Annotated in this window: 20 protein-coding genes; 8 read left to right on the forward strand and 12 right to left on the reverse strand. The window is 66.7% G+C overall.

From position 1 onward, the window contains the following. Position 1: 1 nt before the first annotated feature. From KBY77_RS16690 to lysA, 6 genes are all read right to left on the reverse strand, one after another. On the reverse strand, positions 2-889 hold the full coding sequence (locus tag KBY77_RS16690) for a cupin domain-containing protein (protein ID WP_315856499.1): 888 nt from the start codon (positions 887-889) through the stop codon (positions 2-4). Between the two features lie 11 nt (positions 890-900). Then, a complete protein-coding gene (locus KBY77_RS16695; RefSeq protein WP_315856500.1) occupies positions 901-2589 on the reverse strand; it encodes a rhodanese-related sulfurtransferase in 1689 nt (562 codons plus the stop codon). 40 nt (positions 2590-2629) lie between these two features. After that, positions 2630-3538 (reverse strand): biotin synthase BioB, encoded by a 909-nt coding sequence (gene bioB / locus KBY77_RS15595; protein WP_399213069.1) that lies wholly within the window; start codon positions 3536-3538, stop codon positions 2630-2632. Positions 3539-3660: 122 nt separating this feature from the next. Then, positions 3661-4464 (reverse strand): isoprenyl transferase, encoded by an 804-nt coding sequence (locus KBY77_RS15600; protein WP_255106466.1) that lies wholly within the window; start codon positions 4462-4464, stop codon positions 3661-3663. Continuing rightward, a complete protein-coding gene (gene cdaA, locus KBY77_RS15605; protein ID WP_399213071.1) occupies positions 4461-5258 on the reverse strand; it encodes a diadenylate cyclase CdaA in 798 nt (265 codons plus the stop codon). Before cdaA ends, KBY77_RS15600 begins: the two co-directional genes overlap by 4 nt. 86 nt (positions 5259-5344) lie before the next feature. Further along, positions 5345-6769: a diaminopimelate decarboxylase gene (lysA, locus tag KBY77_RS15610; protein ID WP_255106472.1), complete on the reverse strand. Its 1425-nt coding sequence runs from the start codon at positions 6767-6769 to the stop codon at positions 5345-5347. Between the two features lie 45 nt (positions 6770-6814). On the opposite strand from lysA, the gene KBY77_RS15615 reads away from it, so the two are divergent. The 4 genes from KBY77_RS15615 (at position 6815) to KBY77_RS15630 (ending at position 12132) form a co-directional block, all read left to right on the forward strand. Continuing rightward, positions 6815-7291: a GNAT family N-acetyltransferase gene (locus KBY77_RS15615; RefSeq protein ID WP_255106475.1), complete on the forward strand. Its 477-nt coding sequence runs from the start codon at positions 6815-6817 to the stop codon at positions 7289-7291. Positions 7292-7509: 218 nt separating this feature from the next. Further along, positions 7510-10080 carry an ATP-dependent Clp protease ATP-binding subunit gene (locus KBY77_RS15620; protein WP_255106478.1) on the forward strand — a complete coding sequence of 857 codons (2571 nt, stop codon included), beginning with the start codon at positions 7510-7512 and terminating at the stop codon, positions 10078-10080. Between the two features lie 7 nt (positions 10081-10087). Beyond that, positions 10088-11245, forward strand: a complete 1158-nt coding sequence (locus tag KBY77_RS15625) for an iron-containing alcohol dehydrogenase family protein (RefSeq protein WP_255106479.1) — start codon at positions 10088-10090, stop codon at positions 11243-11245. Next, positions 11242-12132 (forward strand): alpha/beta fold hydrolase, encoded by an 891-nt coding sequence (locus tag KBY77_RS15630; RefSeq protein WP_399213065.1) that lies wholly within the window; start codon positions 11242-11244, stop codon positions 12130-12132. The genes KBY77_RS15625 and KBY77_RS15630 overlap by 4 nt, the downstream gene beginning before the upstream one ends. Before the next feature lie 40 nt (positions 12133-12172). On the opposite strand, the gene KBY77_RS15635 is transcribed toward KBY77_RS15630, so the two are convergent. Beyond that, a complete protein-coding gene (locus KBY77_RS15635; protein ID WP_255106483.1) occupies positions 12173-13132 on the reverse strand; it encodes an outer membrane protein in 960 nt (319 codons plus the stop codon). Positions 13133-13320: 188 nt separating this feature from the next. Between KBY77_RS15635 and KBY77_RS15640 the strand changes: the two genes are divergently transcribed. Next, positions 13321-13947 (forward strand): DUF2993 domain-containing protein, encoded by a 627-nt coding sequence (locus tag KBY77_RS15640; RefSeq protein ID WP_255106486.1) that lies wholly within the window; start codon positions 13321-13323, stop codon positions 13945-13947. Between the two features lie 7 nt (positions 13948-13954). On the opposite strand, the gene KBY77_RS15645 is transcribed toward KBY77_RS15640, so the two are convergent. The 3 genes from KBY77_RS15645 to KBY77_RS15655 are packed head-to-tail and all read right to left on the reverse strand — an operon-like array spanning position 13955 to position 16875. After that, positions 13955-14839 (reverse strand): phosphatidate cytidylyltransferase, encoded by an 885-nt coding sequence (locus KBY77_RS15645; protein WP_255106489.1) that lies wholly within the window; start codon positions 14837-14839, stop codon positions 13955-13957. Continuing rightward, positions 14836-15486 carry a precorrin-6Y C5,15-methyltransferase subunit CbiT gene (cbiT, locus tag KBY77_RS15650; protein WP_255106492.1) on the reverse strand — a complete coding sequence of 217 codons (651 nt, stop codon included), beginning with the start codon at positions 15484-15486 and terminating at the stop codon, positions 14836-14838. The genes KBY77_RS15645 and cbiT overlap by 4 nt, the downstream gene beginning before the upstream one ends. Positions 15487-15498: 12 nt before the next feature. Further along, positions 15499-16875 (reverse strand): aminotransferase class I/II-fold pyridoxal phosphate-dependent enzyme, encoded by a 1377-nt coding sequence (locus tag KBY77_RS15655; protein WP_255106494.1) that lies wholly within the window; start codon positions 16873-16875, stop codon positions 15499-15501. 160 nt (positions 16876-17035) lie between these two features. Here KBY77_RS15655 and KBY77_RS15660 point away from each other — a divergent pair, with 160 nt between their 5' ends. The 3 genes from KBY77_RS15660 to KBY77_RS15670 are packed head-to-tail and all read left to right on the forward strand — an operon-like array spanning position 17036 to position 19911. Beyond that, a complete protein-coding gene (locus KBY77_RS15660) occupies positions 17036-18649 on the forward strand; it encodes an AarF/ABC1/UbiB kinase family protein (RefSeq protein ID WP_255106524.1) in 1614 nt (537 codons plus the stop codon). A 60-nt stretch (positions 18650-18709) separates the two neighbouring features. Next, positions 18710-19177 (forward strand): hypothetical protein, encoded by a 468-nt coding sequence (locus KBY77_RS15665; protein ID WP_255106496.1) that lies wholly within the window; start codon positions 18710-18712, stop codon positions 19175-19177. 20 nt (positions 19178-19197) lie between these two features. Further along, positions 19198-19911: an alpha-ketoglutarate-dependent dioxygenase AlkB gene (locus KBY77_RS15670; RefSeq protein ID WP_255106499.1), complete on the forward strand. Its 714-nt coding sequence runs from the start codon at positions 19198-19200 to the stop codon at positions 19909-19911. Here KBY77_RS15670 and KBY77_RS15675 read toward each other — a convergent pair. Together KBY77_RS15675 and KBY77_RS15680 are read right to left on the reverse strand one after the other, a co-directional pair. Then, on the reverse strand, positions 19815-20075 hold the full coding sequence (locus tag KBY77_RS15675) for a hypothetical protein (protein ID WP_255106502.1): 261 nt from the start codon (positions 20073-20075) through the stop codon (positions 19815-19817). The two genes, KBY77_RS15670 and KBY77_RS15675, sit on opposite strands and share 97 nt — an antisense overlap. Positions 20076-20079: 4 nt before the next feature. Next, positions 20080-20426, reverse strand: a 347-nt coding sequence (locus tag KBY77_RS15680; RefSeq protein WP_315856501.1) for a sigma factor-like helix-turn-helix DNA-binding protein, incomplete at its 5' end; no start/stop codon positions are given.

Here is a 20426-nt window from a genome sequence, read left to right on the forward strand (position 1 = left end):
GTCACCAGGGGGTCCCATCCTTGTGGCTGAAGCGCCAGCCGCCGTCGAGCCACCGGGCCTGAAGGTCCTCGTTTGGATAGTCGACCTGCTCGCCGGGGGTGCGATCGCCGATCTCCAGCAGCACCACATCCACCGCCGTGCCGTTGATCAGGTGGTGAGCGTTCCCAGTCCCGGCAGCAAAGCCCGCCGCCAGTCCCGGTGCCAGTTCTCGTTCGCCGTCATCGGTGATCAAGGTCGGGTGACCCTCGAGCACGTAGACGAATTCGTCCTGTTGGCTGTGGGCATGGCGTAGGGCGGTGCGGGCCCCGGGCCTCAACCGGGTTTGGTTGACGCCGAAGTGGCGCAGACCGAAGGCCTCCCCCAGCACACGCTTCTCCCGGCCCTTCATCAGGGCAGCGAACGGGGCGGGGTAGTTGCTGGCCTGGTAGCGAGGTGGCCCCCCGGCGGCCCAGATGGCCATGGCGCCCCGGTCGGGCTCCAGCCAGTTGCGGCGCGCCTCAATCGACTCCAGACGTGCGCGGCTGTAGGCCGCCAGGGGCCAGTCGCGCTCCCCCAGGGGCGAGGCCAGCAAGGCGGCCAGGGAATCCATCAGGGGCCAGCCGGGGTGGCGAGCGATGTGCCCACTCACCCCCCGCAGGAAGTGGACGGTGAGGGTTTCGTGGTAGCCGGAGTGATCGGTGTTGCCGGAGCCTGTGGCGTCGTTGTAGGCGCGGATGCGGGAGCGCAGGTGTTCGAGAGCGGCGTTGAACGGCCGCTGCACGAGGGTCCAGAGGGCCACGGCCAGATGGGCTTCGTGGGTCCAACGGGCTCGGGGCAGGGTGGAAGCTTCGAAGGCCGTCACCAGCGCCTCGATTCCCTCTGCTGTGGTGGGCAAAGTCTGCTCGCTCATGGTTTGGCCTCCTACCGGCGGATGGCGCGAAAGCGCAGGCGCACATAATCCGCGCGCCAGCAGCCATCGGCTCCGAGCAACTGAGGCCGCAAGGCTTCCACCACCTCAGCCACCAAGGCCGGACGCTCCTCGGGGGGCAATGGTGCCAGGAATCCCTGGGCAAAGGTGGTGATCCAGTCGCCTGGATCGCCGGGCAGGGGCGTCGGGCGGGGAATCAGGGTGATCGATTCCACTCCAAAGCCTCCCGCCTCCAGCAGTGCGCCGTAGTGCTCGGGGGTGGGGAAGAAGGTGTCGTGGGGTGACCTCAGCCCCCTCGCATCCAAGGCCCGCTCAAGGGCGCCGTGGATCGCGGCTACGTTGCCGTGGCCTCCCATCTCGGCCACGAATCGCCCCCCCGGCAGCAGGGCTCGGTGCACCCCGGCGATCACGCGTTCGGGCTGCAGCATCCAATGCAGGGCGGCATTGGAGAAGACCGCCTCGAAGGCGGCCTCAAACGTCAACTCCTGGCCATCCAACACCTGGGCCTCCAGCCCCCGGGCGCGTGCGCCCGCCACCATCGCGGCGCTGGCGTCGACACCGATCACACGCGCCCCCAGTGCCACCAGCTGCTCGGTGAGCGCCCCATCGCCGCAGCCGAGATCCAGCACGCGCTCGTCGGGCTGAGGATCCAGCAGCGCCAGCACCGGGCCCCCCAGATCCGAGACGAAGCGGCCCATGGCCTCGTAGCTCTCAGGGTGCCACTGCTGCAGGGAGGGCTCGGCCATGGCGATCAGCTTGCGGGGCTGATGCCGAGGCTGACCCGCCTGGGCGCGGCGCTCCCTCTGCATCAGCATCTGGCGCTGACGCTCGGCAAAACGCCGGCGGTCGGAGTCGCTGAAGCGGCTGAGGCAGTGGCGGCAGCTCACTCCCTCCACGTAGCTCTCCAGGGCGCGATCCTCCGGGCCAAGGGGCAGACCGCAGGCGTGGCACTGGCTGTGGCTGCCGGGTTCGAGCCGGTGGTTGAGGGCCACGCGCCGATCGAACACATAGCACTCGCCCTGCCAGCGGCTGCGTGCTTCAGGGATGGCTTCGAGGTAGCGCAGGATGCCGCCCTGTAGCTGGTGCACGCCGCTGAAGCCCTGCTGGCGCAGGTAGGCGGTGGCCTTCTCGCAGCGGATGCCGCCAGTGCAGAAGAGGGCCAGGCGCTCGGGCCGTCGCTCCTTCACCAGGGGGCGCAGCTCCTTCTCCACCCAGGCCGGAAAGTCGCGGAAGCTTGCTGTGCCGGGATCGACTGCCCGATCGAAACTGCCGATCGCCACCTCGTAGGCGTTGCGCGTGTCGATCACCAAGGTGGTGGGATCGTCGATCAAGGCATTCCAGGCCTCGGGCGGCACGTTGGTTCCCGCCCCCTGGGTCGGATCGAGCCCCTCGATTCCCAGGGTGACGATCTCCCGCTTCAGGCGCACCTTGAGCCGCTCAAAGCTGGCCACGGTGCTCCAGCTGGTCTTCAGCTCCAATGCATCGAGGCCGGCGCCTGCCTGGAGCGCCGCCAGCAGGCTCGCGACCGCCGCTGGCGTACCACTGATCGTGCCGTTCACCCCCTCCTCGGCCAGCAGCACCGTGCCATGAACTCCGGCGGCGCGGCCTAGCTGCTGCAGCCGTTCGCGCAGGGCGGGGAGGATGTCGGCGTTCAGAGACGCGAAACGGTAGAAGGCCGTCACCTGCTGGACCGCTGGTGCTTCGCTCCGACCAGAGGCAGCCTCAGCCAGGGGGCACCTCCAGGGCGTTCACCCCCGCTGCCGCCAGCAGCGCCCGGTCGGAGTCCACATCAGGGTTGCCGGTGGTGAGCAGGGTGTCTCCGTAGAAAATTGAATCAGCCCCCGCCTGCAGGCAGAGGATCTGGGCCTCCCGGCTGAGCTGTTCACGGCCGGCGCTCAGGCGCACCCGGCTGAAGGGCATCAGGATGCGTGCGGTGGCCACCATCCGCACCAGCTCCAGTGGATCAATCGGCGGTTGTTGCTCCAGCGGTGTGCCCTCCACCGCCACCAGGGCGTTGATCGGCACGCTCTCGGGATGGGGGTCGAGGCTGGCGAGCACCTGCAGCAGGCCGGCGCGATCGCTGGTGGTCTCCCCAAGGCCGATGATGCCGCCGCAGCAGAGTGTGATCCCCGACCGCCGTACCCGGGCCAGGGTTTCCAGCCGCTCCTGGTAGGTGCGGGTGGTGATGATCCGCTCGTAGTGCTCCGGACTGGTGTCGAGGTTGTGGTTGTAGGCGGTGAGGCCAGCCGCCGCCAGGCGCTCGGCCTGGGCGTCGGTGAGCATGCCGGCGGTCACACAGGCCTCCAGCCCCAGCTCCCGCACGCCGCGCACCATCGCCAGCATCGCCTCGAAGGGGGCGCCATCGCGGATGTCGCGCCAGGCCCAGCCCATGCAGAAGCGATGGGCACCCACCGCCTTGGCGGCCCGCGCCCGCGCCAGCACAGGCTCCACCTCCAGCTCCGGCCGCCCGCTCACATCGCTGCTGTTGTGCATCGACTGGGGGCAGTAGGCGCAGTCCTCCTCGCAACCGCCGGTCTTGACACTGAGCAGCGAAGCGAGCTGTACCCGGTAGCCCGGATTGGCGGCCCGGTGCACGGTCTGGGCTCGCCAGAGCAGGTCGATCAGCGGCATCTCCAGCAGCTCCTGGATCTCGCCGCGGCTCCAGTCGTGGCGCAGGTCTGGGGCCGAAGCGGCGGCGGCCGTGGGGCGTGTCGTCGTGGTCAAAGGGGCAGGGAGTGGGAGAAGAGTGGGGGTCAGGCGCTGGGGGGAAGCAGGGGCTCGACCCCACCGAAGCGCCGTTGACGGCCCTGGTAATCCAGCACGGCCCGCAGCAGGGACTGCTCATTGAAATCGGGCCAGAGCACATCGGTGATGTGGATCTCGGCGTAGGCCAGTTGCCAGAGCAGGAAATTGCTGATGCGGTACTCGCCGCTGCTGCGGATCAGCAGATCGGGATCCACCTCGCCTGCGGTGAGCAGTTCGGCCTCGAAGTGGGCCTCATCGATCTGTGCGGGGTCGAGTTCACCGCGGGCTGCACGTTCAGCCAGGCGCCTGGCCGCATGCACCAGCTCCCGCCGTCCGCCGTAGTTCGTGCAGACGTTGAAGTGGATGCCGGTGTTGGCTGCGGTGCGGGCCTCGGCGGCGGCAATCCGTTCCTGCAGCCCCTCCGGTAACTGCTCCAGGTCGCCCAGGAAGCGGATGCGCACCCGCTCGCGCTCCAGGGCCTGGAGTTCACGGGCGAGCACCCGCTCGAACAGGTGCATCAGGAAGGTCACTTCCTCGCCGGGCCGGTTCCAGTTCTCGGTGGAGAAGGCGTAGACGGTGAGGGCACCAATGCCCCAGTCGCTGCAGAGACGCAGGGTGCGCTTGAGGGCTTCCACCCCCTCGCGGTGCCCCATCATCCGCGGCAGACAGCGCTGACGGGCCCAGCGGCCGTTGCCATCCATGATCACGGCCACATGGGCCGGCAACCGGGCGGGATCCAGGCAGGCCGGCAGCAGCTCGGAGGGCTGGGCTGAAACCTGGATCGGGTCGGTGGTCGCCGGAGAGCGACTCATGCGCGGGATTCGGGCGTGTCCTCGGCCACGGTACGTCCAGTGGGAAGCGGCACCACCGAACCTCCGGGACTCTTGGCCGGGCTTTTGGTGGAGGAGGGCGCCAGAGCGGCCGTCAACAGCTCACGCAGACGGCTGCTGGTGATCGGCCGCTCCAGCTTGCCCTGGCGGGCCAGGGAAAGGGTGCCGGTCTCCTCGGAAACCACGATGCAGAGGCAGCGATCGAAGCGTTCGGTGATGCCCAGGGCCGCCAGGTGGCGGGTGCCGTAGCGGGTGATGCCCTGGCGGGACAGGGGCAGGATCACCCCAGCCGAGAGGATCCGGCTGCCGCGAACGAGCAGGGCCCCATCGTGCAGGGGGGTATCGGCGGCGAACAGGTTCAGCACCAGATCCACCGAGAGCATGGCGTCGAGCTCGATGCCGGGGTTGAGAAAGTCTTCAGGGCGCAGATCGCTGCCCAGATCCACCAGGATCAAGGCGCCCCGGCGGCCCTGGGAGAGGAGGCCGGCCGCCTCAGTGAGCATCGCCACCGCGCCCGACATCTCCTGGTCGACAACCTGATTTCCCAGCAGCACGTCGAGGCGACCAGTGCCCAGCAGCTCCATCAGGCGCCTGAGCTCCCCCTGCCACAGGATCGCCAGGGCCAGGCTGCAGCCCAGAACAACCGCCTCCAGCAGGCGGGTGGTGAGGGGCAGGTTGGCGAAGCGCTGCACGACCCAGACGAGGGCCACCAGAAACAGCCAGCCCCGCAACAGCCACAGAGTGCGCGATTCACGCACCCGGGCCAGCAACAGCATCCCGAGAGCCGAGGCGAAGAGCAGATCCAGCAGCAGGCGCAGATCGAGGAGCCTCAGCCAGATCACAGATCCCTACAGCACTTGACTCATGGTATCGGCCGAAAACGTTCTGGCAGGACGTCGTGGAGCAGCAGTTCGTCTGGTCGCTCCCGCCGCTGCACCAGCTCCGCCTCACCCCCATGCACCAGCACCGCCGCGGGTCTGGGGATGCGGTTGTAGTTCGACGCCATCGAGGCGTTGTAGGCGCCTGTGGCGAAGACCACCAGCAGGTCGCCGCTGCTGCTGGGTGGCAGGGCCAGGTCCTTGAGCAGGACGTCGCCGGATTCGCAGTGCTTGCCTGCCACGGTGACTGTTTCCGTGGCAACGGCCGTGGGCCGCTCCGCCAGTACCGCCGTGTAGCTCGACTGATACGTGATCGGCCGGGGGTTGTCGCTCATCCCCCCATCCACCGAGAGGTAGGTGCGCAGGCCGGGGATCTGCTTGCGGCTGCCGATCGTGTACAGCGTGAGGCCGGCTGTGGCCACCAGGGAGCGGCCGGGTTCGCAGAGCAGGCGCGGCAGCTCGAGATCCCGCTCGCGGCAGGCGCGCACCACGGCCTCCGCCACCCCCTTCACCCACTCCTCGATGGTCGGGGGATCATCGGAGGCCACGTAGCGGATGCCAAGGCCGCCGCCCACGTTCAGATCACCCACGGGATGGCCTAGGGAGCGGGCCAGGGCCAGGGCATCGGCCATCACCCCGGCCAGATCCCGGTGGGGTTGCAGTTCGAAGATCTGGGAGCCGATGTGGGCATGCAGGCCAGTGAGGCGGGCCCAGGGGCACCCGGCCAGACGGCGCAGCACCGGCTCCAGCTGGTCGGGGTCGAAGCCGAACTTGCTGTCGAGGTGGCCGGTGCGGATGTACTCGTGGGTGTGGCACTCGATGCCGGGAGTGAAGCGCAACATCAGGGGCACCACGCGGCCGGCGGCCGGGGCGAGCTCGGCGAGGCGCTCCAGGTCATGGTCGTTGTCAACCACCACGGTCACGCCTTGGGCCACCGCCAGGGAGAGCTCCTCATCCGACTTGTTGTTGCCGTGGAGCACGATCCGCTCCGGCGGCATGCCCCCCTGCAGGGCAGTCAGCAGCTCACCCTCCGAGACCGCATCGAGGCCGAGACCTTCGGAGGCCACCAGGGCACTCAGCACCAGGCTGCTGTTGGCCTTGGAGGCGTAGAGCGCCAGGGATGGCCCCGGGTAGTGGGCGGCGAGAGCCTCGCGGTAGGCCCGACAGCTGGCTCGCAGGGTGGCCTCATCGAGCACATATAGGGGTGTGTCGTAGCGCCGAGCCAGTTCGCCGAGATCACAACCGCCCACCTGGAGCCTGTCGCGGTCGTCGAGGCTTGTGGTGAGGGGGGTGAGGTTGCGGTTGGGACTGAGCGGATCGGCGTTCGACTCAAAGGGGCGTATCTCCGGACTGGGCGAGGGCACGCTGCCAACGGCCTGATCTGCCGGGGTGACGGGAGAGACGGTCATCGGCATCATCCTTGGGGCTGTGTCCTGTAGACCCCAATCGTAAGGATGAGCATCGGAGGGGCTGGGCCGACCGAGCTGAGCACCCAGCGTCTGGCTCCAGGCCATGCGGGAGCCTGCCAAGAGCTCGATCAGCTCTGCCGGCTCCAGGGCTGGGACCTGCAGCAGTGGAGCCAGGAGCTGGAGGGGAGCGGGCGCAGCGTGCTCGGGGTGTTTCACGGCTGCGAACTGGTGGCGGTGGGCAGCAGCTGGTTGATCCTCGATGAGCTGCAGATCCTGCTGGTGCTGGTGCACCCCGGGCATCGCCGCATCGGCCTGGCCAGCATGGTGATGAATGAACTGATGCGGGACGGGCGTGAGCGGGGCGCCAGCGGGGCCAGCCTGGAGGTGGCGGTTGGCAACACGGCCGCGCTTGGGCTCTACGGCTCGCTCGGATTCCGCAGCACCGGCCGCCGTCGCGGTTACTACCGCGATGGACAGGACGCTCTGATCCAATGGCGCCAACTCGATGACACAACTGGATAGTTGTGTCATCGCTGACTGCAACACCAATCACTGGCGATCACGGAGGTACGGATTGCCGCCATTTGTTGATGCGTAAGGCCGTACGAATCCAGCCTCCAATATGTGGTGATCGAGGTGCCCGATCCCTGCTGTTGCAGTGATTCTGCCCGAATTGAAGGCAGAATCACGCACACCCTCTCAGCCCTGATAGGTTGGTGTGACTTGCACAGGCACCGCAGATGTTCGAGCGGTTTACCGAGAAGGCCATCAAGGTGATCATGCTGGCCCAGGAAGAGGCCCGAAGGCTGGGCCACAACTTCGTGGGCACTGAGCAGATCCTGCTGGGTCTGATCGGTGAGGGGACTGGTGTGGCCGCCAAGGTGCTCAAGTCGATGGGTGTCAACCTCAAGGACGCCCGTGTCGAGGTGGAGAAGATCATCGGTCGCGGTTCCGGATTCGTCGCTGTTGAAATTCCGTTCACGCCTCGGGCCAAGCGCGTTCTGGAGCTCTCGCTGGAAGAGGCCCGTCAGCTCGGGCACAACTACATCGGCACTGAGCACCTGCTGCTGGGGTTGATCCGGGAGGGTGAGGGCGTTGCCGCTCGCGTTCTGGAGAATCTCGGGGTTGATCTGGCCAAGGTGCGCACCCAGGTGATCCGCATGCTGGGCGAAACCGCAGAGGTCACCGCTGGTGGTGGCGGCAGCAAAGGCTCCACCAAAACCCCCACACTCGACGAATTCGGCAGCAACCTCACCCAGCTGGCAGCCGAGGGCAAGCTTGATCCCGTGGTGGGTCGCCACAACGAGATTGATCGGGTTGTGCAGATCCTTGGTCGGCGTACCAAGAACAACCCTGTGCTGATCGGTGAACCCGGCGTCGGCAAGACCGCCCTCGCTGAAGGGCTTGCCCAGCGCATCGTGATCGGCGAAGTTCCCGACATCCTGGAAGACAAGCGGGTCCTCACCCTCGATATCGGCCTGCTGGTGGCCGGCACCAAGTACAGGGGTGAATTTGAGGAGCGCCTCAAGAAAATCATGGAAGAGATCCGGGGCGCGGGCAACGTGATCCTGGTGATCGATGAGGTTCACACCCTGATCGGTGCCGGCGCTGCCGAAGGGGCGATCGATGCCGCCAACATTCTCAAGCCGGCTCTGGCCCGCGGTGAACTGCAGTGCATCGGTGCCACCACCCTGGATGAATACCGAAAGCACATTGAGCGCGATGCAGCTCTCGAGCGCCGTTTCCAGCCTGTGATGGTCGGCGAGCCCTCCGTGCTCGACACCATTGAGATTCTCAGAGGGTTGCGCGAGCGCTATGAGCAGCACCATCGCCTGAAAATCAGCGATGAAGCCCTGGTGGCAGCAGCCACCCTCGGTGATCGCTACATTTCCGATCGCTTCCTGCCCGATAAGGCCATCGATCTGGTCGATGAAGCCGGCAGCCGCGTGCGCTTGTTGAACTCCAAGCTGCCTCCTGCGGCCAAGGAGCTCGACAAGCAACTGCGGGCAATTCAGAAGCAGAAAGAAGATTCCGTTCGCCAGCAGGACTTCGGCAAGGCAGGTGAACTGCGCGACAAGGAAGTGGAATTGCGCGATCAGATCCGCTCAATTCTTCAGGCTCGTCGCGATGAGGAGCCGGCGGTTTCAACCGCTGTCGAAGGATCCGCCGAGGCACTGGCCGAGGCGGAGGTCAACACCGCCGCCGACAATGCCCTGGCTTCCTCCAGCGGCGAGCGCCATCCGGTGGTCACCGAAGAGGACATCGCCCAGATCGTGGCCTCCTGGACCGGTGTTCCCGTGCAGAAGCTCACCGAGAGCGAATCGGTGAAGTTGCTGAACATGGAAGAGACCCTGCACCAGCGCCTGATCGGCCAGGACGAGGCTGTCAGGGCGGTGTCCAAGGCGATCCGCCGTGCCCGGGTGGGCCTGAAAAACCCCAACCGCCCGATCGCCAGCTTCATCTTCTCCGGCCCTACTGGCGTGGGCAAAACTGAGCTCACCAAGTCTCTGGCCGCCTATTTCTTCGGCAGCGAGGAGGCGATGATCCGCCTCGACATGTCCGAGTTCATGGAGCGCCACACCGTCAGCAAGCTGATCGGTTCACCTCCTGGTTATGTGGGCTTCAACGAAGGCGGACAGCTCACTGAGGCCGTGCGCCGTCGTCCCTATACCGTGGTGCTCTTCGATGAGATCGAGAAAGCTCACCCCGATGTGTTCAATCTTCTGCTGCAGCTCCTCGAAGACGGTCGACTGACTGATTCGAAAGGCCGCACAGTGGACTTCAAGAACACTCTCATCATCATGACGTCGAACATCGGCTCGAAGGTGATTGAAAAGGGTGGCGGTGGCCTCGGTTTTGAATTCTCCGGCGCTGCAGTGGAGGAAACTCAGTACAATCGCATCCGCTCCCTGGTCAACGAGGAGCTCAAGCAGTACTTCCGTCCTGAGTTTCTCAACCGTCTTGATGAAATCATCGTCTTCCGGCAACTCAGCCGCGACGAGGTCAAAGAGATCGCCGAGATCATGCTTCGCGAAGTGTTCGGGCGTATGCAGGAGAAAGGTATTGGCCTCTCAGTCACCGAGGCCTTCAAGGAGCGCCTCGTTGAAGAGGGCTACAACCCCAGCTATGGCGCCCGTCCGCTGCGCCGGGCCGTGATGCGTCTGCTTGAAGACTCTCTGGCTGAGGAATTCCTCTCCGGGCGTCTGAAGGAGGGTGATTCAGCCTTGGTCGATGTCAACGACGAGAAGCAGGTGGTGATCCGCCACCAGACCGTTGTTGCTGAGCCGGAACTGGCCGGTGCCAGCGTCTGACGCCTTGATGGTGACAGCCCTCAGTCAGCACGCGATTGCCCCCGCCCGCCTGGTGCGGGGGCCTTCCGCATGGTCGTCTTCACTCGACTCGCTGCCCTCCCTCTGCCGCCGACCGCTGCTGCTGGGCCGCAGTTCCGCCACAGCTGATCTGCGCAGACAAGCTTGCGCGGATCTGTTGCAGCTGGGGCTTGAGCCCGTTGCAGCCTCGCTTTTGTTCGACTGCTGTGAGCACGATCTTCAGCGCCTCGCGGCAGAAGCCCAGGCTGGCCGTTGCGACGGAGTCATTGCCATGGGTGGCGGCAAGGTGCTTGATGCGGGCAAATTGCTGGCCCATCGCCTCGGTCTGTCGTGCATCACCGTGCCCACCAGTGCCGCCACCTGCGCCGGCTGGACAGCCCTGGCCAACCTCTATTCAGTGGAAGGGGCCTTTCGCTCCGATGTGGCTCTGGATCGCTGCCCCGACCTGTTGATTTTCGATCACGATCTGGTGCTGCAAGCTCCTGGGCGCACCCTTGCCAGCGGCATCGCCGATGCGATCGCCAAGTGGTATGAGGCTTCAGTGAGCAGTGGCGCCAGTGGCGATGGCCTGGTGCAGCAGGCGGTGCAGCAGGCCCGTGTCCTGCGCGATCAACTGCTGCTGGAGGGTGAGGCAGCCCTGGCCGTGCCCGGTGGCGAAGCCTGGGTGCGGGTGGCTGAGGCTGCAGCTCTCACCGCCGGCCTGATCGGCGGCCTTGGTGGTGCCCGCTGTCGCACCGTGGCCGCTCACGCTGTTCACAACGGACTCACCCAGTTGCCCGCCTGCCACCACCTTCTCCATGGTGAAAAGGTGGGCTTCGGCGTTCTCGCCCAGTTACGTCTGGAGGAGCTTCTCGGTGGCCACCGCCTGGCCAGCCAGGCCCGTCGCCAGCTGATCACCTTCTTCAGGGCCCTGGGCCTGCCAGTGAGCCTCGAAGACCTCGGCCTCGCCGAGGCCAGCCTCAACGACCTCAACACTGTCTGCTCCTTCGCCGTTCAGCCAGGCTCAGATCTTCACCGCTTGCCCTTCGCCGTCAGCGCCAACGACCTGTTGACCGCCATGGTGAGCACCACGGCGGAGTCACGTCAGGCTGAAAGCGTTCCAGCTCCCTTCCCCGAGACCAGCCGTTGCCCTGAGAACAGCCCTTGAGTCGCTTCCCCCAGGCGGAGTGGTGTCAGGGTCCGGAGTTGATCGCCAGAGCCGCCACCAACCTGCTCGACCCCCAGGGGCGTGACCTGGCAGGACGGGTGCAGTGGTGGCAGCTGCCTGGATTCACGGGGCAATGGCCCGTTGCCGTGCTCGGAGAGGGTGAACCGCTGCTGCTCCTGCATGGTTTTGACAGTTCCCTGCTGGAGTTCCGGCGGTTGGCGCCACTGCTGGCTTCCCGCTTTCGGCTCTACATTCCCGACCTCTACGGGTTTGGTTTCAGCCCTCGCCCCAGTTCTGGCCGATACAACCCAGGTGGTGTGATCGACCATCTCATGGCGGTGGTGGAGCGCATCGAGTCGGCCTCAGCTCCGAACTCATCACCACCTTTGGGTCTCATCGGCGCCTCCATGGGCGGAGCGGTGGCGGTGGAGCTGGCCCGACGTCTGCCTTCCCGGGTAGGCCGGCTGCTGCTGTTGGCACCCGCCGGACTCACAGGACGCCCCATGCCCCTGCCCCCCCTGCTGGATCGCCTTGGGGTGCGCTTTCTAGCCCTGCCGGGGGTGAGGCGCGGGCTTTGCCGTCAGGCTTTTGCCAACCCCGACATGAGCGTGGGGCCTGCCGAGGAGGAGATCGCTTCGCTCCACCTTCAGGTGATTGGCTGGGGAGATGCCCTGGGCAGCTTCGCCCGCAGCGGAGGCTTTGCCGGATGCGGAGACCCACTGCCAGCCCAGCCCCTCAAGGTGCTTTGGGGAGCCGATGACCGGATCCTGCGCCAGCCACAGAAGCAAGCCGCCCTGGCCCTGCTGGGCGATCGGCTCGTGGAACTGTCGGCCTGCGGCCACCTCCCCCACCTGGACCGGCCCGAGGCCGTGGCCGCCGTCTGCTGAAGCCAGAGAGCGGCGGCCGACGGGCCTGCGGGACCTCAGCTCACCAGAGGCCGCGAATCGGAGCGGACTCAGGAATGGGCTGGACGAACGGTTCAGGGGCAGGTTGCGGCGCCGGTTCGGGGGACGGTGCCGGGGTCACCACCACCGGCTGGGGAGCCGGCTGTCCGAAGCGGTAGCGGAAGCCCAGCTTGGCGCCGAAGTCGTTGTAAGAGTCGTAGCGGATGTTGTCGCCTTCGAAGCCGGAAGCGCCGGAGTAGGTGCCCTCAAGGTAGACGTCACTGGCGTTGCTGACGCCATAGCTAACCCCCAGCTTGGCCTGCCAGCCGAACAGCCCCTCGTTGGCGCTACCAGTGGAGGCGCTTTCATCGCCATTGGAGACCCTGATGCGGGGTGTGCTCAGGTTGGTGTAACCGACACCGCCACCGATGTAAGGAGTCCAGCGGCTGCCGGTGCTGATGTCCCAGTAGCCACTGACGAAGATGTCGTTCTTGTTGATGATGCCGGATGAGCTCAGATCGTAGTCGTTCCCATTGATCGAGAAGGACACATCGTTGACGCTGGCGCGGGTGTAGACGTAACTCAGCTCCGTACGGATCGCGCCAAAGTCGTAACCAACCGCGAGGTCGCCGGAAAAGCCGCCACCGAAACCGAGATCGCCGTTGACGTTCTCAAAGCCGCGGTCATCCAGGTTGCGGGTGCGGATGCCGGTGTCCGTGGGCCAGGCAGCGCCGAGGCCGAGGCCGATGTACCAACCGGTGGCCTGCTCATAAATGGGCGCTTCGTTGCTGCCGAAACTCTGGGCCAGGCTGGCATTGGTCTTGGCGTTGGGCTCAGCGCCAGGGCTGAGGGCGATGGCTGTGCCATCAGGTGAGAGCAGTGCGGCTGACCCGGGCGCCATTGCGGCGGCGGGCTCAGCGGCACGAGCTGGGATAGCGAGGAGGGTGCCAGCGGCGCTGGCGGCAAATCCAGCGAACACGGCAAGCATTTTCTTGTTGTCCATGGTGAACCTCATGCTTGTATTGATCATAAAACCATAAGCATGCTTACCAGGCCGAAAGCGATGGGGGTCTTCACCTGGTCATCAGAGCGATCTCCTGGCCAGCTGGAGGCAGTGGGGTCGTCTCTGTTAGGAGGAGCCATCCCGACATCGCCTGCATGGCTGGAGCCGAACCCGCACAGCCGTCGCGTTTGCCCAGCAGCAGCGGTCCGTTGCTGCAGCTGCTGGCATCGGGCCTCCAGCTCTGGATCCGCAGCCAATGCGAAGCCGTCGAGAGCCTGGAGATTCAGCTCCATGGCTCTGCGCTGAACCTGCTGCGCGGCCGCCTCGACGGGGTGAGCCTGATGGCCCGCCAGGTGGTGTACCAGGCGCTGGAGATCGAGTTGGTGGAACTCCAGAGCGATCCCCTGCGGATCCAGGTCGCTGGGGTTCTGCGCGGCCAGCCGGTGCAACTGGAGCATGCGTTCCTGATCCGCGGCAAGGTGGCTTTCACGGCCGATGGGTTGAGCAGTTCCCTGAACCGTCCCCGTTGGCGGGATCTCAGCGACCATCTCGGGGAACAGCTGCTCGGACTGGGCCCTCTCAGGCAGCTGCGCATTGCTCGAGACATCCTGATCATTGCCGCCGAGGCCCATGGTGAGGCCCGGCTGATCGAGCTGGAAACCCGCCCCGAAGCCGACCAGGGCAGTGTCGTGATCCGTGACCTCAACGGGCACCTGCGCGGGCGCCTGCCGATGGACCCGAACATCCGCATCGAGCGGGCCAGCCTCGAAGCCGACATGCTGCAGCTCCATGGCGAAGCCCGGGTCTCCCCCTGAGCGAACCTCAGCCCAGAAGCGGCACCAGCAAGGTCACGAAGTAGTAGACCACCGCCGGAGTGAACAGAAAGCTGTCGATCCGGTCAAGGATGCCCCCGTGGCCGGGGATCGCATCACCGGAGTCCTTCACCCCCGCATCCCGTTTCATCATCGATTCGGTGAGGTCCCCCACCAGGGCAAACAGCGACACCACCCCCCCCAGCAATCCGCCCACCACCCAGCCCCAGCGCCAGCCCAGCAACAGGCCGCCCACCACGCCCACCAGCACCGCGCTGGCCACACCGCCGAAGGCGCCCTCCACGGTTTTGCCCGGGGAAATCGGCGAGAGAGGGTGCAATCCGAAGCGGCGGCCGATCACGTAGGAGCCGATGTCGGTGGCCACCACCATCAGGCAGGCCATCAGGGTGAGCGCCATGCCCGGTGTGAACGGCCAGCTGGCTCCCTGCAGCTGGGGTGCCAGGGCTGGATCGAGCAGATCACGCAGGCGCAGCCAGTGGCTGGGCAGAAAGCCCAGATAGAACAGCCCGAAGATCGAGGCGGCAATGTCGGCGATGGTGCCTGTCACCGGCTGAAGCAGCAGCCAGCCGCAGATCACCGCTCCTGACACCGGCACCACCGCCGCCGCCAGGTCGACCGCCATGCCACCGCCGCTGGCCCACTGGGTGGCAAACAGCAGCAGTTGGCAGGCCACCAGCGTGGTCTTGGTGGCGGGTCGGATGCCCTTGAACTGGGCCAGGCGGAAGAACTCCAGCAGCCCCAGATGCACGATCACTCCCACCGCCACGGTGAACCACCAGCCACCGAGGCTCACAACCACAAGGCCGAAGCCACCAGCGGCGAAGCCGCTGAACAGCCGTGAAAGTGAGGTGCGCGGCCGTGAACCCTGACTCACCCGTGGCGCTCGGCAGCGATCAGAAAGAGGGGCTCAGCCGCCGCCAGGCGGGCCTGGCTGCCGCGACGCTGCATGCGATGGACCGTCGCCTGCACCACTTGAACGTCCCTGGCTTCCAACTGGGCCAAAGTATTGGTCGCATCCACAAGCCCCTCCAGGCTGGCGGTGCTGATCACAAGCCGTCCGCGGGGCTGCAGGGCCGCCCAGATCGCACGCAAGACGCTCGCCAATGGGCGGCCCACCTCCAGAATCACCCGGTCGGGGTGCTGCGGCAGCAGGGACAGTCCATCGGGCGCCTCGCCTGCGTGGATGTGCAGGTTGTCAATGGCCAGGTGCCGCCGGTTGCGCTCCAGCAGCTCGATCGCCTCTGGATCCCGCTCCAGGGTGTGCACCTGGCCAAGGGGCATCAGTCGGGCAATCTCCAGGGCCAGGGCACCGGTGCCGCCGCCCACATCCCAGACCGTCGAATCGGCTCTGGGGCGCAGATGGGCCAGCAGCATCACCCTCAACTCCATTGGTGTGGGAGTGAAACCCGGGGCATCTTCAAAGGCCTGGTCGGGCAGTCCCGGGGTGACGAAATCCCACTGGAAGGCAGGTTCTGGCTCGGATCGCCGTGTTGGATCTCCAGCTCCCTGCCTTGCGCCCATCCGCAGCGCCCATCAGGCCACAACCTTTACCGTATCAGCGATCTGGCCCGGCCAGAGCCGGCGCTGCTCCCTCAGCCACTCCAGTCGCGCCGCATCGATCCGCTCACCTGGAATCAACAGGGGAATTCCCGGTGGATAGGGGCAGATCGGTTCCGCCGCCAGCCTCCCCAGCGCCTGCTCCAGGAGCAGGGTCTGGTGGGACAGCCTCCAGGCCTCGCCAGGGGTCAGCTCCGGCTCCATCAGGGCGGGAATGGGCGGCGGGGTGAAGGGGAGGAGGGCTGGCCCGCCAAGGGCCTGGCGCAGCTGGTTGAGCCGGGTGGGCAGAAGCCTGAGAACCCGTCGCGGTGGGCGTTCCCCCAGACAGAAGGTGAGGCAGCCGGGTTCGGGCAGCTCGGCGATCACGCCCCGCTGGAGCAGCCAGGCGTCGGCCGCCAGGCCATTGATGCCCAGGGCGGCGCTGTGGAACACCAGGCGCAGGGGATCCTGGTTGGCCGCCAGGGGCAGGGAGGCTGTCTCCAGCGCCTGCCGCAGCGCGTTCGCAAGTGCGAGTGACCGGCTCAGGCCCCGGGCGCCGGCGGGGCTGTGGCGGTGCGCGAAGGCCGCCGCCGCCGAGGCCAGCAACAGTGCACTGGGACTGGAGGTCTGGAACCAGAGCAGAGACCGCTCGATCGCCTCCTCGCTCACCCGCCCGCGCAGCAGCAGCAGGGCGGCACTCTGGGCCAGTCCACCTGCGCTCTTGTGCAGGGACTGAACCACCAGATCGGCCCCGGCCGCCAGAGCCCCCATCGGCAGACCCGGTTGGCCGAAGTGGGCCCCATGGGCTTCATCCACCAGCACCGGCAGGCCGTGGTGGTGGGCCACCGCGATCAGACCCTGCAGATCTCCCGCCAGGCCCTGGTAGGTGGGATGCACCAGCACCAGCGCCGCCAGGCTTGGGGCCTGCTCCAGGCGCCGCCGCAGCCAGTCGGGGCTTGGCTGCAGCCACAGTCCGGTGGCCGGATCGAAGGGGAGATCGAACAACACCGGCCGCAGTCCGCCCAGTACGCAGGCGTGCAGCAGGCTGCGGTGCAGGTTGCGCGGCAGCAGCACCCGCTCGCCGGGCCTGGCCAGAGCCAGCAGGGCCACCTGCAGCATCCCGCTGGCTCCGTTCACGCCGAACCAGCAGCGATCAGCTGCGCAGAGGCGGGCAGATTCGGCCTGGTCGGCGGCCACGGCACCACCTGGCTCCAGCGGCCCTCCGATCTCGGGCAGTTCCGGCAGATCCCAGCGGCCGGGGCGCCGCCGCAGCAGCTGGCGCAGGCCCGGCGCCAGACCCCGTCCGCGCCCATGGGCGGGCAGGTGCAGATCGAGGCGCGGGAGCCCCTGACGCAGGGTCGACAGCAGGAGCATCACCAGCCCTGGACTTTCTAGAGTCTGGGGTCACCACCTCAGGCGTCGCAGGAGTTTCCCCATCACCGCCAGCTCTCCTGTGCGCCCGGCCTCACCAGCGCGTCCCGCCCGGGTCGAAGGGCCACCGCCCCGCTACGAGCCAGCCGCCGATCTGCGCTGGATGCTGCTGCGCCCCTGGATCCTGGTGTCGCGCCTGGTGGAGGTGCTGTGGCAGCTTGGCTGGCTGGCACTGGTGCTCGTGGTGCAGGGAAGCAGCAGCGATCGCTCCGTGCAGCAACGCCTGGGCCGCCGCATCCTCCAGACCCTCACCCAGCTGGGTCCCTGCTTCATCAAGGTGGGGCAGGCCCTTTCCACTCGCCCCGACCTGGTGCGTCGCGACTGGCTCGACCAGCTGACCGAGCTGCAGGACAACCTGCCCCCCTTTCCCCACGAACTGGCCCTGGCGGAGATCGAAGCGGAGCTGGGGGCACCGGCGGTGGAACTCTTCGAGCATTTCCCGCCCTACCCCGTGGCAGCGGCCAGCCTGGGACAGGTGTACAAGGCTGAGCTGACAACAGGCCAGTGGGTGGCGGTGAAGGTGCAGCGGCCCAATCTGGCCTATATCCTGCGCCGCGATCTGGTGATCATCCGCCTGCTCGGGGTGCTCACCGCTCCCTTCCTTCCCCTCAACCTGGGCTTCGGCCTCGGCGACATCATCGATGAGTTCGGCCTGACCCTTTTCGATGAAATCGATTATCGCCGCGAGGCCGATAACGCTGAGCGTTTTGCCGCCCTCTTCGCTGACAACCCTGCCGTCACGGTGCCACGGGTGGAGCGGCAGCTCTCCAGCCGCCGGGTGCTGACCACCAGCTGGATCAACGGGATCAAGCTGCAGGACCGGCTGGAACTGGAGTCGCACAGGCTCGAGCCCGATGCCCTGATCCGCACCGGGGTGATGGCTGGTCTGCAGCAATTGCTGGAGTTCGGCTATTTCCACGCCGATCCCCATCCAGGCAACCTCTTCGCTCTGCCGGGGCGCACCGGTGCCATGGGCCACGTGGCCTATGTCGATTTCGGGATGATGGATTCGATCAGCGACGCCGATCGGCTCACCCTCACCGGGGCGGTGGTGCATCTGATCAACCGGGATTTCGAAGCCCTTGCCGTCGATTTCCGGACCCTCGGATTCCTGCGTCCCGACGCCGATCTCGCCCCGATTGTCCCGGCTCTGGAGACGGTGCTGGGCGGCCAGCTGGGGGAGAGCGTGGGCTCGTTCAACTTCAAGGCGATCACCGATCGCTTCTCGGAGCTGATGTTCGACTACCCCTTCCGGGTGCCGGCCCGCTTCGCCCTGATCATCCGGGCGGTGGTGAGCCAGGAAGGGCTGGCCCTGCGGCTGGATCCCGGCTTCAAGATCATCCGCGTGGCCTATCCCTATGTGGCCCGGCGGCTGCTGGCCGGCGATACAGCCGAGCTGCGGGAGAAGCTGCTGGAGGTGCTCTTCGATCGCCAGGGACACCTGCAGCTGGAACGGCTCGAAAGCCTGCTGGGGGTGGTGGAGCAGGACGATGCCAACCCTGATCTACTGCCCGTGGCTGGGGCAGGTCTGCGCCTGCTGCTCGGTCCCCGTGGCGGCAGCCTGCGCCAGCGGTTGCTGCTGATGCTGGTGCGCGACAACCACCTGAACACCGAGGACCTGCAGGCGCTGATGGGTCTGCTGCGCCGCACCTTCTCCCCTTCCAAGGTGGTGGGCGGGCTGCTGCAGCGGCTCAACCCCCTGGCACCGGCCGCCTGAGTGGCCGGGCACCCGTCTCCTGATCGCTAGGGTCAGCGTCACACCCTTGACGGCCTGCCCGTGATCAGCGATCCCACCGGTTCAGAGGCCCTGGCTCAGGGGTACGCGGGGGGCTCCTTCGCCGATTTCGAGGGCGCCGACATCCTGCTGGAGTACGTGCCGGTGGGGCAGCCACCCTTCTTCCTTGCAGGAGTGGGCCTGGCTATCGCGATTCTCTGCGGTCTGACCTTCTCACGCCTGGTGCAGAACCGGCTTGACGGCTGGAAGCAGGACCGGCTCAACCTGCTGCCCCTGGCAGTGGCGGAAACCGTCGCGTCCTATGCGGGGCTGATTCTGGGAGTGACCCTGTTCATCGGCGGCAGCCTGCAGGTGTTCGGCTTCGGTGGTGGCACTGCCCTGCTGGTGGCCCTGCTGCTCTCCCTGCTCACCGGTGGCGCACTCTGGGCGCAACTGGAGGGGCTGATGCGGCAGGTGCAGGACGGCAGCTTCAAGGCCGTGGATTTCGACAACTTCGATCAGTTCTTCTGAAGTCTGAAGCGTTTGCCTGGATGGAGCCCACAGGCCAGATCCATCAATGGCAGGCCCCTGGCCTGGCCCTGCGCCTCTGGCCCGCATGGGCCAACGATCCCGACGGGCAACTGAGTCTGTTGCAGCAGGAAATCCCCTGGCGACAGGAGTCGATCACCCTGTTCGGCCGCACCCACCCCATGCCGCGGCTCACCTGCTGGGTGGCAGATCCCGGCTGCTCGTACCGCTACAGCGGCCTGGCCCATGAGCCCCAGCCCTGGTCGGCTGCCCTGATCGAGATCAGGCAGGCGCTGGAGATCACGCTGGGCTGGCGCTTCAACTCGGTGCTGCTCAACCGCTACCGCGACGGTACCGATTCCATGGGCTGGCATGCCGATGACGAACCGGAGCTGGAGCCGCTGGCGCCGATCGCCTCCCTGAGCCTTGGGGCCAGCCGCAGCTTCCGGCTCAGGCCCCGCGACCGCCGGCCCGGGGCAGCCGAGCCGCTCCTTCTCGAGCTGGGCCACGGAGATCTGCTGGTCATGGACCCTCCCACCCAGCAGCACTGGCTGCATGCGCTGCCACGGCGGTTGCGGGTGCGGCAGGAGCGGCTGAACCTCACGTTCAGGGTGATCAGAACCGCGCCAACACCCAGGGATCAGGCTTCGCTGCCAGCGGTCTCGAGCATGGCCACAGTGACCGGGATCGTCTCGAGAGCTTCCTCGTTGTCGAGAAAGGCCTCGAAGGAGCGGTAGCGGCAGACAAAGGGGGGCGGATCACCCTCGGCCTCGGCCTGATCCCAGGCTTCCTGCCAGCCAAGATCCTTGGGGCGGACCTGGGCGTAGCAAGTCAGAGCTTCCTCCAGATCGCCGGCATCAGCGATGCACTCCCCCCGCCAGTAGACCTCGAAAAAGGGCACGTTCTCAGGCCACCAGGTAGCCCTCGAGGCGGCAGGAGCGTGAGCGGATGCCCTCAAGGGCACGGCGCTCCAGGTTGCGTGTCTTGTCGCGGCTCATGCCCAGAGTGCGGGCGATCGAAGTGAGGCTCATCGGTTCATCGCCGTTGATGCCGAACCGCATGGTCAGCACGCTCCGCTGCAGCTCCGGCAGTTGCTCCAGCAGCGCCCGCATATCGCCCCGCAGGCACTCGCTGTCCACGCTCTCCTCAGGCAGCTCTCCATCTCCCTGCAGCAGATCCAGCAGTTCCGTGTCATCCCCGTCGCCCACCTTCGTCTCCAGGCTCACCGGCTGGCGCGCCCGGCAGAGCAGAT

The sequence above is a fragment of the Synechococcus sp. Cruz-7E5 genome, from assembly GCF_024345995.1.
GTDB lineage: Bacteria > Cyanobacteriota > Cyanobacteriia > PCC-6307 > Cyanobiaceae > Regnicoccus_A.

Excerpts from the sequence above, each read along its gene's own strand:
- KBY77_RS16690 (WP_315856499.1), bottom strand. The coding sequence starts at position 889 with ATGAGCGAGCAGACTTTGCCCACCACAGCAGAGGGAATCGAGGCGCTG.
- bioB (WP_399213069.1), bottom strand. The coding sequence starts at position 3,538 with ATGCCGCTGATCGACCTGCTCTGGCGAGCCCAGACCGTGCACCGGGCC.
- KBY77_RS15600 (WP_255106466.1), bottom strand. The coding sequence starts at position 4,464 with ATGAGTCGCTCTCCGGCGACCACCGACCCGATCCAGGTTTCAGCCCAG.
- cdaA (WP_399213071.1), bottom strand. The coding sequence starts at position 5,258 with ATGCTGTTGCTGGCCCGGGTGCGTGAATCGCGCACTCTGTGGCTGTTG.
- lysA (WP_255106472.1), bottom strand. The coding sequence starts at position 6,769 with ATGACCGTCTCTCCCGTCACCCCGGCAGATCAGGCCGTTGGCAGCGTG.
- KBY77_RS15615 (WP_255106475.1), top strand. The coding sequence starts at position 6,815 with ATGAGCATCGGAGGGGCTGGGCCGACCGAGCTGAGCACCCAGCGTCTG.
- KBY77_RS15620 (WP_255106478.1), top strand. The coding sequence starts at position 7,510 with ATGTTCGAGCGGTTTACCGAGAAGGCCATCAAGGTGATCATGCTGGCC.
- KBY77_RS15625 (WP_255106479.1), top strand. The coding sequence starts at position 10,088 with ATGGTGACAGCCCTCAGTCAGCACGCGATTGCCCCCGCCCGCCTGGTG.
- KBY77_RS15635 (WP_255106483.1), bottom strand. The coding sequence starts at position 13,132 with ATGGACAACAAGAAAATGCTTGCCGTGTTCGCTGGATTTGCCGCCAGC.
- cbiT (WP_255106492.1), bottom strand. The coding sequence starts at position 15,486 with ATGGGCGCAAGGCAGGGAGCTGGAGATCCAACACGGCGATCCGAGCCA.
- KBY77_RS15655 (WP_255106494.1), bottom strand. The coding sequence starts at position 16,875 with ATGCTCCTGCTGTCGACCCTGCGTCAGGGGCTCCCGCGCCTCGATCTG.
- KBY77_RS15660 (WP_255106524.1), top strand. The coding sequence starts at position 17,036 with ATGCTGCTGCGCCCCTGGATCCTGGTGTCGCGCCTGGTGGAGGTGCTG.
- KBY77_RS15670 (WP_255106499.1), top strand. The coding sequence starts at position 19,198 with ATGGAGCCCACAGGCCAGATCCATCAATGGCAGGCCCCTGGCCTGGCC.